We start from the raw sequence: 15,456 nt of genomic DNA, 5'->3' as shown, positions 1-15,456 counted from the left end.
GGATGCGACGGGAACAGCGATGGGCAAGGCCAGGACCGCCTACGTCTGCGGCGAATGCGGCGCCGAGTACAGCAAATGGCAGGGCCAGTGCGGCGAATGCGGCGCCTGGAACGCCCTGTCGCAGGTGGTGCTGGAGCCGGCCGCCGCTGCCGGCGCCGCCGGTCCGGCGCAGCGCCGCGCCGGCTGGGCCGGCAAGGTCGATCCGCCGAAGGTCACCGCGCTCAAGGACGTCAGCCAGGCCGCCGAGGTCCGGGTCTCCACCGGCATCGGCGAGCTGGACCGGGTGCTGGGCGGGGGCCTGGTCGAGGGCGCGGTGGTGCTGGTCGGCGGCGACCCGGGGATCGGCAAGTCGACCCTCCTGCTGCAGGCGCTGGCGAAGATGGCCGCGCAGCTGCCGGCGCTGTACGTCACCGGCGAGGAGTCGCTGGCCCAGGTCGCCGGCCGCGCGGTGCGCCTGGACCTGCCGCTGGACAACCTGCAGGCGCTGGCCGAGACCGGGATCGAGTCGATCCTGCAGCACGCCATGCAGGCGCGGCCGAAGCTGATCGTGGCCGACTCGGTGCAGACCCTGTGGACCGAGTCGCTCACCGCCGCGCCCGGCTCGGTCAGCCAGGTGCGCGAGAGCGCGGCGCGGCTGGTGCGCTACGCCAAGGAGACCGGCACCGCGGTGTTCCTGGTCGGCCACGTGACCAAGGAGGGCGGGATCGCCGGCCCGCGCGTGCTCGAGCACATGGTCGACGCGGTGCTGTACTTCGAGGGCGAGAGCGGCAGCCGCTTCCGGGTGCTGCGCGCGTTCAAGAACCGCTTTGGCGCGGTCAACGAGCTGGGCGTGTTCGCGATGGGCGACAAGGGCCTGAAGGAAGTGCCCAATCCTTCGGCGATCTTCCTGTCCGGCAGCTCGCGCCAGCCCGGCAGCTGCGTGATGGTCACCCGCGAAGGCACCCGGCCGCTGCTGGTCGAGGTGCAGGCGCTGGTGGACAGCTCGCCGCTGTCCAATCCGCGCCGGGTCGCGGTCGGTCTGGAGCAGAACCGGTTGGCGATGCTGCTGGCGGTGCTGCACCGGCACGGCGGGGTGGCGGTGGGCGACCAGGACGTGTTCGTCAATGTCGTGGGCGGCATCCGCGTGCAGGAGACCGCGGCCGACCTGCCGGTTTTGCTGGCGGTGCTGTCCTCGCTGCGCGACCGGCCGCTGGCCGACAAGACCGTGGCCTTCGGCGAGGTTGGCCTGTCCGGCGAGATCCGGCCGGTGCCCAACGGCGAGGAGCGGCTGCGCGAGGCGGCCACCCACGGCTTCCGGCGCGCGATCGTGCCCAAGGCCAACGTGCCCAAGTCGGCTCGCTACAAGGAGATGGAAGTGATCGCGGTGGACCGGCTGGCCGACGCCCTGGAGCAGGCGTGAGCGCTCCGGTGTCGCCCGCGCCACGCCCGGGCGTGGCGCTGGAGATCGCCCGCGCTTGGTCGCTGCTGCTGCATCCGTTCGCGGTGTTCGTGGTCCTGGCGCTGGTGGCCGCCTGGCGGCTGTCGCCGCAGGCGATGGCCCGCGCGGGGCTGGGCATGGCGGTGGGGGGCGCGGGGGGCTGGGGCTTCGTCTGGCGCCGCTGGCGCAGCGGCCGCTGGAGCACGGTCGATGCCTCGCGGCCGCAAGAGCGGCCTTGGCTGTATGCGCTGTCCCTGGGCCTGGCGGGCGGCTATTGGCTATGGCTGGGCGGGCGGGCCTCGCCGCTGTCGGCAGGCGTGCTCGCGGTCGTGGGCATGCTGTGCGTGGCCGGCCTGGCCAACCGCTGGATCAAGCTGTCGCTGCACATGGCCAGCCTGGCCTTCGTCGCCCTGCTGTCGCTGTGGCTGTACCGGCCGCTGGGCATCGCGCTGCTGCTGGCGCTGCCCTTGCTGGCCTGGTCGCGCCTGCGGCTGGGCCGCCATTCCCCGGCGGAGGTGGCCGGCGGAGCGCTGCTGGGCGCGGCCTTCGCCGCCGTGACCCTGCTCTAGTCCGCGCCGGCGATGGCCGGAGTGCCTGCCTGCGCATGCGCGGCGGCAGATGCCGACGCGGACGGACGCGGCGGTCGTGGGGCCTGCATCGCCTGCGGCGCACCGGCGTCGGCCAGCAGCAGGAGCCGGCCCTCGCGCACGGCCGCGGCGGCCGCCTGCGGGGTGCCGTCGCCGGCCACCGCGCCCTCGACCACCGCCGCATCGCCGTGCTCGGCCAGGGCCAGTCCGTACTCGTCCTCGACCAGCGCGCCGCTGTCGACCAGGGCCTGGACGTCGGCGGCCGGGATACCGATGCGCAGGTGGCCGTCGGCGCCCGCGTCCAGGGTCAGGCGGCGACCGGAGCCGCCGCTGTCGCCACCGGAGGCGTCGTCGTCCTCCGCCGGGGCAGGCCCGTGCGGGAGCGGACGCGGAGCCGGATCGTCGCCGGCCTGGGCGATGCCCGGCTTCAGCCAGTTCGCGCCGGTATCGGACGGAAAGCGGTCGTATCCGGCCATGAAGTCGCCATCGGCGATGTCCAGGCTCGAGGTGACCAGGCGGCCGACGTCGATCCGTGCGCCCGGGGCGAACAGGACGCCGGCGCCGTTGACCAGGTAGACCTGGCCGTTGGCGCGCAGCTGGCCGGCGATGCGCGAGGCGTCGCCATCGAGGACCCGGTTCAGTGCCACCGCCGACGCGGAAGGTTGCAGGAACTGCACGCTGGCCTCGCTGCCGATGTCGAAGCTGCGCCATTCCAGGATCGCGCGCTGGCTGCGCTGGGTGACCGTCAGCGTCTTCGCCTGGCGCGCCAGGCTGGCCTCGCCGGCGACCACCCGGCCGCCTTCCGGCAGGGCGCCGGGGTCCTGGGCGGCCGCGGCCGGCGGCAGCAGGGCGGCGAGCGCGAAGGCCGCGCCGGCCATCCGGCCATGCCGCCATGCCGGCGGCGTGCCGCAGCGGTGATGGCCGCTGCGGCCGGCGGGCGGGAAGGCGAAGGCAGTCGCGGGAGGGGTCTGGTTCATGGCGGGAAGCGCTGGCGCAGGTTGAACCATAGCTGCGGGGTGCGCCGGGTGCCATCCTGGTTGCCGTCCTCGAGGACGCCGGGGTTGCCGCCCAGCGGCGCGGCCAGGGCGATGCTGGCGCTGAGGCCACCACGGCTCCAGCGCAGGCCGGCGCCGAAGGCCGAGAGCCGGTAGCGGTTGTGCCGGGCGCCGTCCATGTCCCAGCCGTCCCAGGGATCCTGGCGCTGGCGGATCGTGCCGGTGTCCAGCGACAGGTGGCCGTCCAGTTCGCCCTGGCGCGGCCACGTCCAGACCCTGTGCAGCTCCAGCTGCAGGACCACGCCGCTGTCGCCGGCGGCCTCGTTGACCGGGTAGCCGCGCACGCCGGTCGGGCCGCCGAGCACGAACTGCTGCGAGGAATCCAGGTTGCCGTCGGCCCACTGCCCGTTCAGGCGCGCACGCAAGTAGCGGTCGGCGTCCAGCCAGCGGTCGTGGCGCAGTTCCAGCCGCGCCAGCGCGAAGCGGCCCTGCACGCCGGCGCCGGCCGCGTCGTACAGCTGGTCTTCCGGCAGTCCCAGCCGGGTGCGGCCGCGGCCGAGGTCGAGGATCCAGGCGGTATGGCCGCCGCCCCGCCAGCGGTCCACCGCGTCGCCGTACAGGCTCAGGGCGAGATCGTCGACGTCGCGCCGGCGCAGCGCCTGGCCGAGGCTGTCGTCCTGCTGGCGGCGGCGCGCCCAGGCCAGTTCCATCTCCAGGTTCCAGCTCTCGCTGCGCCGCAGGGGATAGGTCAGGCCGGCGCGATGCAGGCGCGAACGGCCGGTGGCATCGAGCGACTCGAACTCCTTGCCCAGCCGGTAGCGCAGCGAGGTGTAGGCGATGCTGCCGCGTAGGCCGCTGCTGCCCAGCGGCAGGGCGTAGCTGGCGCCGGCGTATTCCAGGTCGCGGCCGCGCATGCCGCTGGCGCTGAGCTGGTCGCCGTAGCCGCTGGGATTGTCCACGGTGAGCCGGGCGATGGCCTGGGTGCGCCCGGTGTAGCGGCTGCCGTCGTTGCCGATGGCGACGCTGCCGCCGAACAGCGGCAGGTCGTCGACCTGCAGGACCAGGTCGCTGGTGCCGGGCGCCTGCCCGGCCTGGAGCACGCCGTCCACGGAGACGCCCGGCAGATCGTTGGCCAGCAGGAGGCCGCGCTCCAGCCGCTCCAGCGGATAGGGCGCGCCGGGCTCCAGGCCGCGGCCGGCCAGGCGGGCGATGAAGTCGCCGCGCGCGCGCCGGCCTTCGTCCTGCACCCCCAGCCGTCCGAACCGGGCCTCGACCACGACCATGGCCACGGTGCCGTCGGTGATGTCCTGCTCGGGCAGCTGCACCCGCGCGAACCAGCCGTTCGCGCGGTACAGGGCGACCACGGCGCGCTGCGCGGCCCGCAGCTCGGCGAAGCGCAGCGGGCGGTCGCGCCAGGGCGCCAGTTCCCGCTGCAGTTCGTCCACCGCGACCAGGCGGGCGCCCTGGATGTCGAAGCGGCGGACGACGAATTCCGGACCGGGATCGGGCACCGCCGCCTCGGCTTCTTCGCCCGGGGGCGGAGGCGACGCCGGCTCGGCCAGGGTCCGCTCGGCCTGGTTCTGCAGCGTGCCGGCGTCCGGCGGCGGGGCGGCGGCGGCGGCGCCCGCGCAGGCCAGCAGGACGGCGCACAGGCCCGGCATCCACGACGGAGCCGGCCGCATCAGGCCTGACCCAGCACCAGCTCCAGCACGAACTTGCTGCCGAAGAACGCCAGCAGCAGCAACGCCATCGCGGTCAGGGTCCAGTGCACCGCGCGGATGCCGCGCCAGCCGTAGCGCCAGCGGCCCAGCAGGAGGCCGCCGAACACCAGCCAGGACAGCACGCTGAGCACGGTCTTGTGGACCAGATGCTGGGACAGGAAGTCCTCGACGAACAGCACCCCGGTCAGCAGGGTGAGGGTCAGCAGGGCGAACCCGACCGCGATCGTGCGGAACAGCAGGATCTCCAGTTCGGTCAGCGGCGGCAGGGTACGCAGCCAGGCGTGGAATTCGCGCCGGCGCAGGGCGCGGTCCTGCAGCCACAGCATCACCGCCAGCAGCGCGGCGATGGCCAGGGTGGCGTACGCCAGCAAAGCCAGCCAGGCGTGCAGCTGCAGCCGCCAGTCCAGCGCCGGCGACGGCGCGTGCCCGTGGCCGTGGTAGGCCGCCAGCAGGGCCGCGGCCAGCGGGAAGGCGAACACGCCCAGCGCGGCCATCCGCCCGCGCGCGCCGACCACCGCGGTCATCGCCGCCATGCCCAGGCTGACCAGCGACAGGGCCGAGAAGAAGTGCATGTCCGGCCCGCCCGCGGTGCGCCAGGCCACCGCCAGGTGGTAGCCGCCGTGCAGGAGCACCGCCACCAGCGCCGGCGCCAGCCACGCCCGCGACGGCTGCGGCCGCGCCCCGGCCACGCCGCGGAACAGGAGCAGGGCGGCGGCCAGGTAGGCGGCGACGGCGATGAGAACGATTGTCATCGGTCGAGTTTCGCATACGGGACGGGTGCGGAGGAGGGGCGGGCGCGGCCGGCGGCTATAATCGGCGGCCGTTTTCCCGTTGCCCGGTCCGCCCCATGTTCGAATCCCTGACCCAGCGCCTGTCCGGCACCCTCGAGCGCCTGCGCGGCCGCGGCCGGCTGACCGAGTCCAACATCAGCGAGGCCGTGCGCGAGGTGCGCATCGCCCTGCTCGAGGCCGACGTCGCCCTGCCGGTGGTCCAGGCCCTGATCCAGCGGATCAAGGTGCGCGCGGTCGGCCAGGAAGTGCTGAAGTCGCTGACTCCGGGCCAGGCCCTGATCAAGGTCGTGCGCGACGAGCTGACCGCGGTGATGGGTTCGGCCGCCAGCGACCTGAACCTGAATGTCCCGGCGCCGGCGATCATCCTGATGGCCGGCCTGCAGGGCGCCGGCAAGACCACCACCGTGGGCAAGCTGGCCCGGCACCTGAAGGACAAGCGCAAGAAGAAGGTGATGGTGGTCAGCGCCGACGTCTACCGTCCGGCCGCGATCGAGCAGCTCAAGACCCTGGCCGAGCAGACCGGGGTGCTGTTCTTCCCGTCCGACGCCGGGCAGAAGCCCGAGGACATCGTCCGCGCCGCGATCGCCGACGCGAAGAAATCCTTCGCCGACGTGCTGATCGTCGACACCGCCGGCCGCCTGGCGATCGACGCGGCGATGATGGCCGAGATCAAGGTCCTGCACGCGGCGGTCAACCCGGCCGAGACCCTGTTCGTGGTCGACGCCATGACCGGCCAGGACGCGGCCAACACCGCCAAGGCCTTCGCCGAGGCCCTGCCGCTGACCGGCGTGGTCCTGACCAAGACCGACGGCGACGCCCGCGGCGGCGCGGCGCTGAGCGTGCGTTACGTCACCGGCAAGCCGGTCAAGTTCGTCGGTACCGGCGAGAAGCTCGACGGCCTGGACGTGTTCCACCCCGACCGCGTGGCCGCGCGCATCCTCGACATGGGCGACGTGCTGTCGCTGGTCGAGCAGGTCGAGCAGAACGTCGATCAGGAGAAGGCGGCCAAGCTCGCCGCCAAGGTCGCCAAGGGCAAGAAGTTCGACCTCAACGACATGCGCGACCAGCTCGAGCAGATGCAGAACATGGGCGGCATCGCCGGCCTGATCGACAAGCTGCCCGGCCTGGGCCAGGTGCCCGAGCACCTCAAGCAGCAAGTCTCGCAGAGCCGCGAGGTGCCGCGGATGATGGCGATCATCGGCTCGATGACGCCCAAGGAGCGGCGCAACCCGGACCTGCTCAACGGCTCGCGTCGGGCGCGCATCGCCCGCGGCTCGGGCACCACCCCGGCCGACGTCAACAAGCTGCTCAAGCAGTACCAGCAGATGGAAAAGATGATGTCGAAGATGGGCCGCGGCGGGATGAAGGGCATGATGCGCGGCCTGCAGGGCATGATGGGCGGCATGGGCGGGAGAGGCGGCCTACCGTTCCGCTGAGGGTCCGCACGCCGCCGGGGAGGGAGGCATGGACACGGTGACACCGGTACATCTGCTCGACGGCCTACCGGCCGACGCGGAAGGAGCGGCCTTGCGCGCGCTGGCCTTGACCAACTACGGCCATTTCACTTCCCTGCAGGTCCGCGGCGGGCGGGCGCAGGGCCTGGCCCTGCACTTCGAGCGCCTGCGCCTGGGCAACGTCGAGCTGTTCGACGAGCCGCTGGACGAGGACGCGGTCCGCGGCTGGATGGCGCAGGCCGCGGCCGGCGGCGACTGCTCCCTGCGGGTCACGGTGTTCGCGCGCGGCTTCGACCACCGCCAGCCGTTGCGCCGGGTCGCGCCCGACGTGCTGGTCTCGGCGAGCGCGCCGGCGCCGGCGCCGGCAAGCCCCCTGCGGGTGCAGGTGCGGCATTTCTTCCGCCCGGTGCCGCAGCTCAAGCACGTCGGCACCTTCCCCCTGTTCCACCATCGCCGCCAGGCGCAGATGGCCGGGTTCGACGATGCGCTGTTCGTCGACGGCGGACAGGCGCGGATCAGCGAGGGCACGGTCTGGAACATCGGCTTCTGGGACGGCGTGCGGGTGGTCTGGCCGCAGGCGCCGGCCCTGCGCGGTACCGCCGAGCGCCTGCTGCAGCTGGGACTGGCGGCGAATGGCGTGGCCCAGGAAATCCGCCCGGTAAGCGTGGACGAACTGCCGGCCTTCCGCGCCGCGTTCGCCTGCAATGCGAACGGCGTGCAGCCGGTCGTCGCGATCGACGAGCTCGACTATCCCGACGAACCCGAACTGCGCGCCTTGCTGGATGCCGCCGCCGCGCACGCCCCCTGGGAGCCGCTGTCCCCGTAGGCGTTGGGAGACCGGCGGGCCAGCCTGCGGCGCAGGCGGTCCAGGGCCAGGAACACCGCCGGCGTGGTGTACAGGGTCAACCACTGGCTGACCAGCAGGCCGCCGACGATCGCGATGCCCAGCGGCCGCCGCAGCTCCCAGCCCTCGCCGGTGGCCAGCATCAGCGGCAGGGTGCCGAGCAGGGCGGCGAAGCTGGTCATCAGGATCGGGCGGAAGCGCAGCCGTGCCGCGTCCAGGATCGCCTCGTGCGCGCCCTTGCCTTCGCGCTGCGCGGCCAGGGCGAAATCGACCATCAGGATGGTGTTCTTCATCACCACCCCGACCAGCAGGAACAGGCCCAGCAGGGAGATCAGGTCCAGTTCCGCGCCGAACGCCAGCAGGGCCAGCAGCGCGCCGATCCCGGCCGAGGGCAGGATCGACAGGATCGCCAGCGGCTGCACGAAACTCTCGTACAGCACGCCCAGCACCAGGTACACCGCCAGCGCCGCGCCCAGGACCAGCCACATCTGGCGGTCGCGCAGCTGCTGCAGGCTGCCGGCTTCCTCGCCGAGCTTCCCCTGCACCTCGGTGGGCAGCATGATCCTGTCCATCGCCCGCTCGATCGCCGCCGTCGCCTCGCCCAGCGACACGCCCGGCGCCAGCGAGAAGCCAATCCGCGTGGCCACGAACTGCTCGCGGTGCTGGATCCGGTCCGGCGCCATGCCGTATTCCCAGCGTGCAAAGGCCGACAGCGGCACCCGCCGGCCGTCCTTGCCGATCACGTACACCTGTTCCAGCGTGGTCGGCGACTGGGTGTAGCGCGGATCCAGTTCCATCACCACCCGGTACTGGTTGAGGCTGTCGTACAGGGTGGCGACCTGGCGCTGGCTGAAGGAGTTGTTGAGCACGGTGGCGACCATGCGCATGTCCACGCCCAGCCGGGTGGCGGTCTCGCGGTCGATGTGCAGCTGCACCTGGCGCATGCCCTCGTCGCCGCTGGAGTCCACGTCCACCAGCTCCGGCAGTTCGGCCAGCGCGGCCTGTACCTTCGGCGTCCATTCGCGCAGCGGGACGATGTCGCCGGACATCAGCTGGTAGTCGTAGTTGCCGTCCTCGTTACCGCCGCCGAGCTTGATGTCCTGGTCCACGTTCAGCCACATCACCCCGCCGGGCACCTTCGGCATGGCCTTGCGCAGGCGGTCGATCACCTCGCGGCTGGAGATCCTGCGCTCGGCCAGCGGCTTCATCTGCACCATCACCCAGCCGTTGTTCACGCCGGTGCCGCCGCCGATGAAGCCGGCGATCTCGGCGATCGCCGGGTCGTCGGTCAGCAGCTTGCGGTAGGCCTGGATCTTGGGCTGCATCACCTGGAACGAGAGGCCGTCGTCGCCGCGGATGAAGCCGCGCACCTGGCCGGTGTCCTGCTGCGGCACGGTGCCCTTGGGTACCTGGGTGAGCAGCCAGGCGTTGAGTGCGACGGTGGCCAGCAGGATGCCCAGGCCCAGCGGCACGTGGCGCAGGGTGGTGCCCAGGGTGCGCAGGTAGGCGCCGCGCAGGCCCTCGAACAGCATCGTGCCCAGGCGCTGCCAGGGCGTGACCACCGGGCTGGCGTCACGGGCACGCAGCACGCGCGCGCACAGCGCCGGGCTCAGGCTCAGCGACACCAGCAGGGACACCGACATCGCCGCCACCAGGGTCAGCGAGAACTCGCGGAACAGGCGCTCGACGAAGTCGTCCAGGAACAGGATCGAGACGAATACCACCGCCAGGGCGATGTTCATCGACAGCAGGGTGGCGCCGACCTCGCCGGCGCCGCGCAGGGCCGCCTGCAACGGCGACAGCCCGGCGTCGATGTGGCGGTCGATGTTCTCCAGGACCACGATCGCGTCGTCCACCACCAGCACCGCGGCCACGATCAGGGCCATCAGCGACAGGGTGTTGAGCGAGAACCCGGCCAGCCAGATGATCGCCAGCGCGCCGAATAGCGACACCGGGATCGCCAGCGCCGGCACCAGCGCCGCGCGCCAGCTGCCGAGGAAGCCCAGCACCACCAGCACCACCAGGCCGATCGCCAGGACCAGGGTGAACTCGGCCTCGCGCAGGGTGGCGCGGATCACCGGCGAGCGGTCCATCGACACGGTCATGTCGATCGAGGCCGGCAACAGCGCGCGCAGGGTGTCCATCTGGGCGTGGATCGCGTCCACGGTCTGGATGATGTTGGCGCCGGGCTGGCGGCTGACGATCAGCAGGACCGCGGCGCGGTCGTTGTGGAAGCCGCTGGCGTAGCGGTCCTCGGTGCCCTCGCCGACCTGGGCCACGTCGCGCAGGTGCACCGGGCGGCCGTCGCGCCAGGCCACCACCAGGTCGCGGTACTCGGCCGCGGTGCGCAGCTGCAGCCCGGCCTCGACCTGCCATTGGCGGTCGTCGCGGGCCACGCTGCCCAGCGGGCGCAGGGCATTGGCGTTGCGGATCGCGCCGGCGACCTCGTCCAGGGCGATGCCGTACTGGTTCAGCGCCGCCGCATCCAGCGACACCCGCACCGCCGGCAGCGAGCCGCCGCCGACCTGGACCTGGCCCACGCCCGGGATCTGCGCGATCTTCTGCGCGATCACGGTGGAGGCCACGTCGTAGATCTGGCCCGGCGTGAGCGTGTCCGAGCTCATCGCCAGGCTCATGATCGGCGCCTGCGACGGGTTGATCTTGCGGTACTGCGGCATGCCCGGCATGCCTGCCGGCAGCTGCGCGCGGGCGGCGTTGATCGCCGCCTGGACCTCGCGCGCGGCCTCGTCCACGTCGCGGTCCAGGCTGAAGCGCAGGTCGATCCGGGTATTGCCCTGGCTGCTGTTGGAATCCAGCCGGGTGATGCCGGGGATGCTGCCCAAAGCGCGTTCCAGCGGGGTGGCCACGGTGGCGGCCATCGACTCCGGGCTGGCGCCGGGCAGGCCGGCGCTGACCTGGATCGCCGGGTAATCGACCTGCGGCAACGGCGCCACCGGCAGCCGGTACAGCGCCAGCAGCCCGACCAGCACCACCGCCAGCGCCAGCAGCACGGTCGCCACCGGGCGTTCGATGAACACCCGCGACAGGTTGGGCGAGTCGGGCGCGTGCTGCATGTCAGGCCGCCGTGGCGCCGGCATCGTCGCCGGCGTGCGGAGCCGCGGCGCGCTCGCGGCGCACGAAGCGGTCGAAGAACAGGTAGATCACCGGGGTCGTGAACAGGGTCAGTACCTGACTCACCAGCAGGCCGCCGACCATCACCAGGCCCAGTGGCTGGCGCAGCTCGGCGCCCGAGCCGCTGGCGAACATCATCGGGATCGCCGCGAACAGCGCCGCCAGGGTGGTCATCAGGATCGGCCGGAAGCGCAGGAGCGCGGCGCGGTGTATGGCTTCCCGCGGGGCCAGGCCCTGCTCGCGCTCGGCCTCCAGGGCGAAGTCGATCATCATGATCGCGTTCTTCTTCACCAGGCCGATCAGCAGGATGATGCCGATCACCGCGATCAGGTCCAGGCTGCGCCCGGACAGCAGCAAGGCGACCAGCGCGCCCACGGTGGCCGAGGGCAGGGTGGAGAGGATCGTCACCGGGTGGATGAAGCTCTCGTAGAGCACGCCCAGCACGATGTACATCACCAGCACCGCGGCCAGGATCAGCCACAGGGTGCTGGACAGGGAGGCGCGGAAGGCCTGCGCCGCGCCCTGCAGGCGCAGCTCGACGCTGGCCGGCATGGCGATGTCCGTGCGCGCCTGCTCGATCGCCGCCACCGCCTCGCCCAGCGAGGCGCCGGGCGCGAGGTTGAACGACACCGTCGCCGCCGGGAACTGGCCCAGGTGGCTGACCTGCAGCGCCGCCGGCCGGGTCTCGATCCGCGCGATCCCCGACAGCGGCGTCTGCCCGCCGTCGGCGGTGGCCACGTGGATCCGGCCGATCGCCTCGGGGCCGAGCTGGAAGCGCGGGTCGGCCTCCAGCACCACCCGGTACTGGTTGGCGTGGGTGAAGATGGTCGAGACCTGGCGCTGACCGAAGGCGTCGTACAGGGCGTCGGCCACCGCCGAGACCTGGATGCCCAGGCGCGCGGCGGCGTCGCGGTCGATGTCCACCCAGGCCTGCAGGCCCTGGTCCTGGAGATCGCTGGCGACGTCGGCCAGGGCCGGGCGGGTGCGCAGTTCCCGCAGCAGTTTCCCGGTCCATTCCGACAGCTCGGCCACGTCCGGAGTGGTCAGGGCGAACTGGTACTGGGTGCGGCTGACCCGGTCCTCGATGCTCAGCTCCTGCACCGGCTGCAGGTACAGGTCGATGCCCGGCACCTGCGCGGCGCGGTGCTTGAGCCGCTCGATCACCTCGGCCGCGCCGCTGCCGCGCTCGGCGTGCGGCTTGAGCTCGATCAGGAAGCGGCCGCTGTTGAGGGTGGCGTTGCTGCCGTCCACGCCGATGAACGAGGACAGGGTGGACACGTCCCCGTCCTCCAGGATCGCCGCGGCCAGAGCCTGCTGGCGCCGGGCCATGGCCTCGAACGAGATCGACTGCGGCGCCTCGCTGATGCCCTGGACCAGGCCGGCGTCCTGGACCGGGAAGAAGCCCTTGGGGACGAGCACGTACAGGGCCACGGTCAGCGCCAGGGTGGCGACGGTGGCGGCCAGCATCAGCGGCTGCCGCGCCAGCACCCAGTGCAGGCCGCGGTCGTACCAGGCGATCACCCGGTCGAACATGTCGCCCTGCGCGCCGCCGTCGCCGGAGGCATGGCCATGGCCGGCCTTGAGGAAGCGCGCGCACAGCATCGGCGTCAGGGTCAGCGAGACCACCAGCGAGATCGCGATCGCCACCGCCAGGGTGATGGCGAATTCGTGGAACAGCTTGCCGACCACGTCGCCCATGAACAGCAGAGGGATCAGCACCGCGATCAGCGACACCGTCAGCGACACCAGGGTGAAGCCGATCTGGCGCGCGCCCTTCAGCGCCGCCTCCAGCGGGCCTTCGCCGTCCTCCATGTGCCGGGCCACGTTCTCGAGCATCACGATCGCGTCGTCGACCACGAAGCCGGTGGCGATGGTGAGCGCCATCAGGGTCAGGTTGTTGAGCGAGAACCCGCTCAGCAGCATCACCCCGAAGGTCGTCACCAGCGACAAAGGCACCGCAATCGAGGGGATGATCGTGGCCGGCACGGTGCGCAGGAACACGAAGGTCACCAGCACCACCAGGCCGATCGCCAGCAGCAGCTCGTGCTGCACGCCCTTGATCGAGGCGCGGATCGATTCGGTGCGGTCGCTGAGCACGGTGACTTCCGCCGCGGCCGGCATCGCCGCGCGCAGCTGCGGCAGCAGTTCGTGGATCCGGTCCACCACCTGGATCACGTTGGCGCCGGGCTGGCGCTGGATGTTGACCAGGATCGCCGGCACCTCGCCCGACCAGGCGGCCAGGTGGCGGTTCTCCGGGCCCTGCTCGACCGTGGCCACGTCGCCCAGGCGCAGCGGCGCGCCGGCATTCCAGGCCAGGATCAGCCGCCGGTACTCCTCGGCCGAGCGCATCTGGTCGTTGGCGTCGAGCATGATCGCCCGGGTCGGGCCGTCGAAGCTGCCCTTGGGCATGTTGACGTTGGCCGTGGCGATCGCCTGGCGGATGTCGCCCACGTCCAGCCCGGCGGCGGCCAGCGCCTGCGGGTTGACCTGGATCCGCACCGCCGGCCTTTGCCCGCCGGCCAGGCTGACCAGGCCCACGCCGGGCAGCTGCGACAGGCGCTGGGCCATGCGGGTGTCGACCAGGTCGTAGACCTCCGGCAGGGCCATCGTCGGCGAGGTCACCGCCAGGGTGATGATCGGGGCGTCGGCCGGGTTGACCTTGCGGTACACCGGCGGCATCGGCAGGTCGTTGGGCAGGAAGCTGTTGGCGGCGTTGATCGCCGCCTGCACTTCCTGCTCGGCCACGCCCAGGTCCACCTCCAGCGAGAACTGCAGGGTGATGACCGAGGCCCCGCCGGAGCTGGTCGAGGTCATCTGGTTCAGGCCCGGGATCTGGCCCAGGCGCCGCTCCAGCGGCGCGGTCACCGCGCTGGTGGTCACCGTCGGGCTGGCGCCCGGGTAGAAGGTCAGGACCTGGATGATCGGGTAGTCGACCTGGGGCAGGGCCGAGACCGGCAGCAGGCGGTAGGCGAACAGGCCCGACAGCAGCAGCGCCAGCATCAGCAGCGAGGTCGCCACCGGGCGCAGGATGAACGGGCGCGAGAGGTTCATCGCGCGTTCGCCGGCCGGGCCGCGTCCTTGCCGTCCGCCGCCGTGGTCGTGTCGTCATCCTTGCCGGCTTCGCCCGCGGCATCCGCGCCGTCGCCGATGACCTCGACCTTGCCGCCCTCGCGCAGCCGGTCCAGGCCTTCCAGCACCACCCGCTCGCCGGGCTTCAGGCCCTCGGCCACCGCCACCCGCTCGCCCTGGCTGGCGCCCAGCTTCACCGGCCGCACCGCGGCGGTGGCATCGGCGTTGACCACGTAGACGTAGGTGCCCTGGCTGCCGAACTGGACCGCGGCCTCCGGCACCACGATCGCCTCCTCGCGGCCCAGGCGCAGGCGCACGTTGACCGACTGGTTGGGGAACAGCGATTCGTCGTCGTTGGCGAACACCGCGCGCAGGCGCACGGTGCCGGTCTGGGTGTCGATCCGGTTGTCGATGCTGGACAGGGTGCCGGTCGCCAGCGGCCGGCGCTCGTCGCGGTCCCAGGCCTGCACCGCCAGCTCGCCGCCGCCGCGCACGGCCGCGGTCAGCGAGCCGAGGGCGGTTTCCGGCAGGGCGAAGACCACGCTGATCGGCCGGGTCTGGGTGAGGGTGACGATCCCGTTCTCGTCGCCGGTGCGCACCAGGTTGCCCACGTCCACCCCGCGCAGGCCGACCCGGCCGTCGATCGGGGCCAGGATCCGGGTGTAGTCCAGCTGCAGCCTGGCCTCGTCCACCGCGGCCTGGTCGCTCTCGCGGCGGCCCTCGAACTGGCGCACCTGGGCCTGCAGGTTGGCCACGTCCTGGGCCGACACGTAATTGCCGCCGGCCAGGTCGCGGTAGCGCTGCAGCTGGATCCGGGTGTTCTCGAGTTCGGCCAGGTTCTGCTTCTGCTGGCCGGTGGCCTGGGCCAGCTGGACCTTGAACGGCGCCGGGTCGATCTCCGCCAGCAGCTGGCCGGCGCGGACCTGCTGGCCTTCGTCGAACGCCAGCCGCAGCAGTTCGCCCTCGACCCGCGAGCGCACGGTCACGGTCCGCAGGGGGGTCACCGTGCCCAGCGCCTTCAGTTCCACGTCCAGCGGGCCGCGCTCGGCGACCGCCACCCGGACCGGCGTCGGCGGACGCTCGCCGTCGCCCCAGCGTCCGTCGCCGCCGTCCTCCTTGCCGCCGCTGCAGGCCCGCCAGCCCAGGACGATCGCGGCGAGCAGGACGATCACGGCGAGGGGTTTGGCGAAGCGGGGCAGTCGGGTCATCGGCAGGGGGTCGGCAGGGGCGGGCGCGGGTCCCCCCGCGTCGCAGGCGCGGCCCCCGCGGGGCCGCGGGGGGCCGGCGCGGGGCCGGGACGGGACGGGCCAGCGGGGCGTGGGGGGGGGTCGGGGGTCCTGAGGGAGGCGGTTTCATGCATTGCAGGAGTTTGGTGCTTCAATGGGGGGGGAAAGGCGCCTAGGCGGGGGCGGGAGGGGGCGGCCGGGCACCCGGTGCATTCAGCAA

At 72.5% G+C, this 15,456-nt stretch carries 10 protein-coding genes; 4 read left to right on the top strand and 6 right to left on the bottom strand.

Translation table 11 applies throughout. The features are described from left to right. Nucleotides 1-19 precede the first annotated feature (19 nt). Both radA and CSC62_RS15815 read left to right on the top strand, forming a co-directional pair. Nucleotides 20-1,399, top strand: a complete 1,380-nt coding sequence (radA, locus tag CSC62_RS15820; RefSeq protein ID WP_162407655.1) for a DNA repair protein RadA — start codon at nt 20-22, stop codon at nt 1,397-1,399. Continuing rightward, complete coding sequence (locus tag CSC62_RS15815; RefSeq protein ID WP_162407654.1) at nt 1,396-1,986, top strand: hypothetical protein; 591 nt, start codon at nt 1,396-1,398, stop codon at nt 1,984-1,986. Before radA ends, CSC62_RS15815 begins: the two co-directional genes overlap by 4 nt. Here the strand turns inward: CSC62_RS15815 and CSC62_RS15810 are convergent. Genes CSC62_RS15810 through CSC62_RS15800 form a run of 3 tightly spaced genes read right to left on the bottom strand, consistent with a single transcriptional unit; the run spans nt 1,983 to nt 5,472 of the window. Next, nucleotides 1,983-2,981: a two-partner secretion domain-containing protein gene (locus CSC62_RS15810; RefSeq protein WP_162407653.1), complete on the bottom strand. Its 999-nt coding sequence runs from the start codon at nt 2,979-2,981 to the stop codon at nt 1,983-1,985. The two genes, CSC62_RS15815 and CSC62_RS15810, sit on opposite strands and share 4 nt — an antisense overlap. Further along, complete coding sequence (locus tag CSC62_RS15805; protein WP_162407652.1) at nt 2,978-4,681, bottom strand: ShlB/FhaC/HecB family hemolysin secretion/activation protein; 1,704 nt, start codon at nt 4,679-4,681, stop codon at nt 2,978-2,980. The genes CSC62_RS15810 and CSC62_RS15805 overlap by 4 nt, the downstream gene beginning before the upstream one ends. After that, on the bottom strand, nt 4,681-5,472 hold the full coding sequence (locus CSC62_RS15800; RefSeq protein WP_162407651.1) for a cytochrome C assembly family protein: 792 nt from the start codon (nt 5,470-5,472) through the stop codon (nt 4,681-4,683). Before CSC62_RS15800 ends, CSC62_RS15805 begins: the two co-directional genes overlap by 1 nt. Before the next feature lie 95 nt (nt 5,473-5,567). Here CSC62_RS15800 and ffh point away from each other — a divergent pair, with 95 nt between their 5' ends. After that, complete coding sequence (gene ffh, locus CSC62_RS15795; protein ID WP_162407650.1) at nt 5,568-6,947, top strand: signal recognition particle protein; 1,380 nt, start codon at nt 5,568-5,570, stop codon at nt 6,945-6,947. 28 nt (nt 6,948-6,975) lie between these two features. Then, a complete protein-coding gene (locus CSC62_RS15790; RefSeq protein ID WP_162407649.1) occupies nt 6,976-7,791 on the top strand; it encodes an aminotransferase class IV in 816 nt (271 codons plus the stop codon). Here CSC62_RS15790 and CSC62_RS15785 read toward each other — a convergent pair. From CSC62_RS15785 to CSC62_RS15775, 3 genes are read right to left on the bottom strand one after another with little or no spacing between them, the layout of a single operon-like run. Continuing rightward, complete coding sequence (locus tag CSC62_RS15785; protein ID WP_162407648.1) at nt 7,713-10,883, bottom strand: efflux RND transporter permease subunit; 3,171 nt, start codon at nt 10,881-10,883, stop codon at nt 7,713-7,715. The two genes, CSC62_RS15790 and CSC62_RS15785, sit on opposite strands and share 79 nt — an antisense overlap. Nucleotide 10,884: 1 nt before the next feature. Further along, complete coding sequence (locus CSC62_RS15780) at nt 10,885-13,992, bottom strand: multidrug efflux RND transporter permease subunit (protein ID WP_162407647.1); 3,108 nt, start codon at nt 13,990-13,992, stop codon at nt 10,885-10,887. Beyond that, nucleotides 13,989-15,218 (bottom strand): MdtA/MuxA family multidrug efflux RND transporter periplasmic adaptor subunit, encoded by a 1,230-nt coding sequence (locus CSC62_RS15775; RefSeq protein WP_162407646.1) that lies wholly within the window; start codon nt 15,216-15,218, stop codon nt 13,989-13,991. The genes CSC62_RS15780 and CSC62_RS15775 overlap by 4 nt, the downstream gene beginning before the upstream one ends. Nucleotides 15,219-15,456: the final 238 nt, after the last annotated feature.

It is taken from the genome of Pseudoxanthomonas jiangsuensis, assembly GCF_010093185.1.
GTDB lineage: Bacteria > Pseudomonadota > Gammaproteobacteria > Xanthomonadales > Xanthomonadaceae > Pseudoxanthomonas > Pseudoxanthomonas jiangsuensis.
Note: the sequence above shows the minus strand (reverse complement) of the source record. Positions and strands in the feature narration are given on the sequence as shown.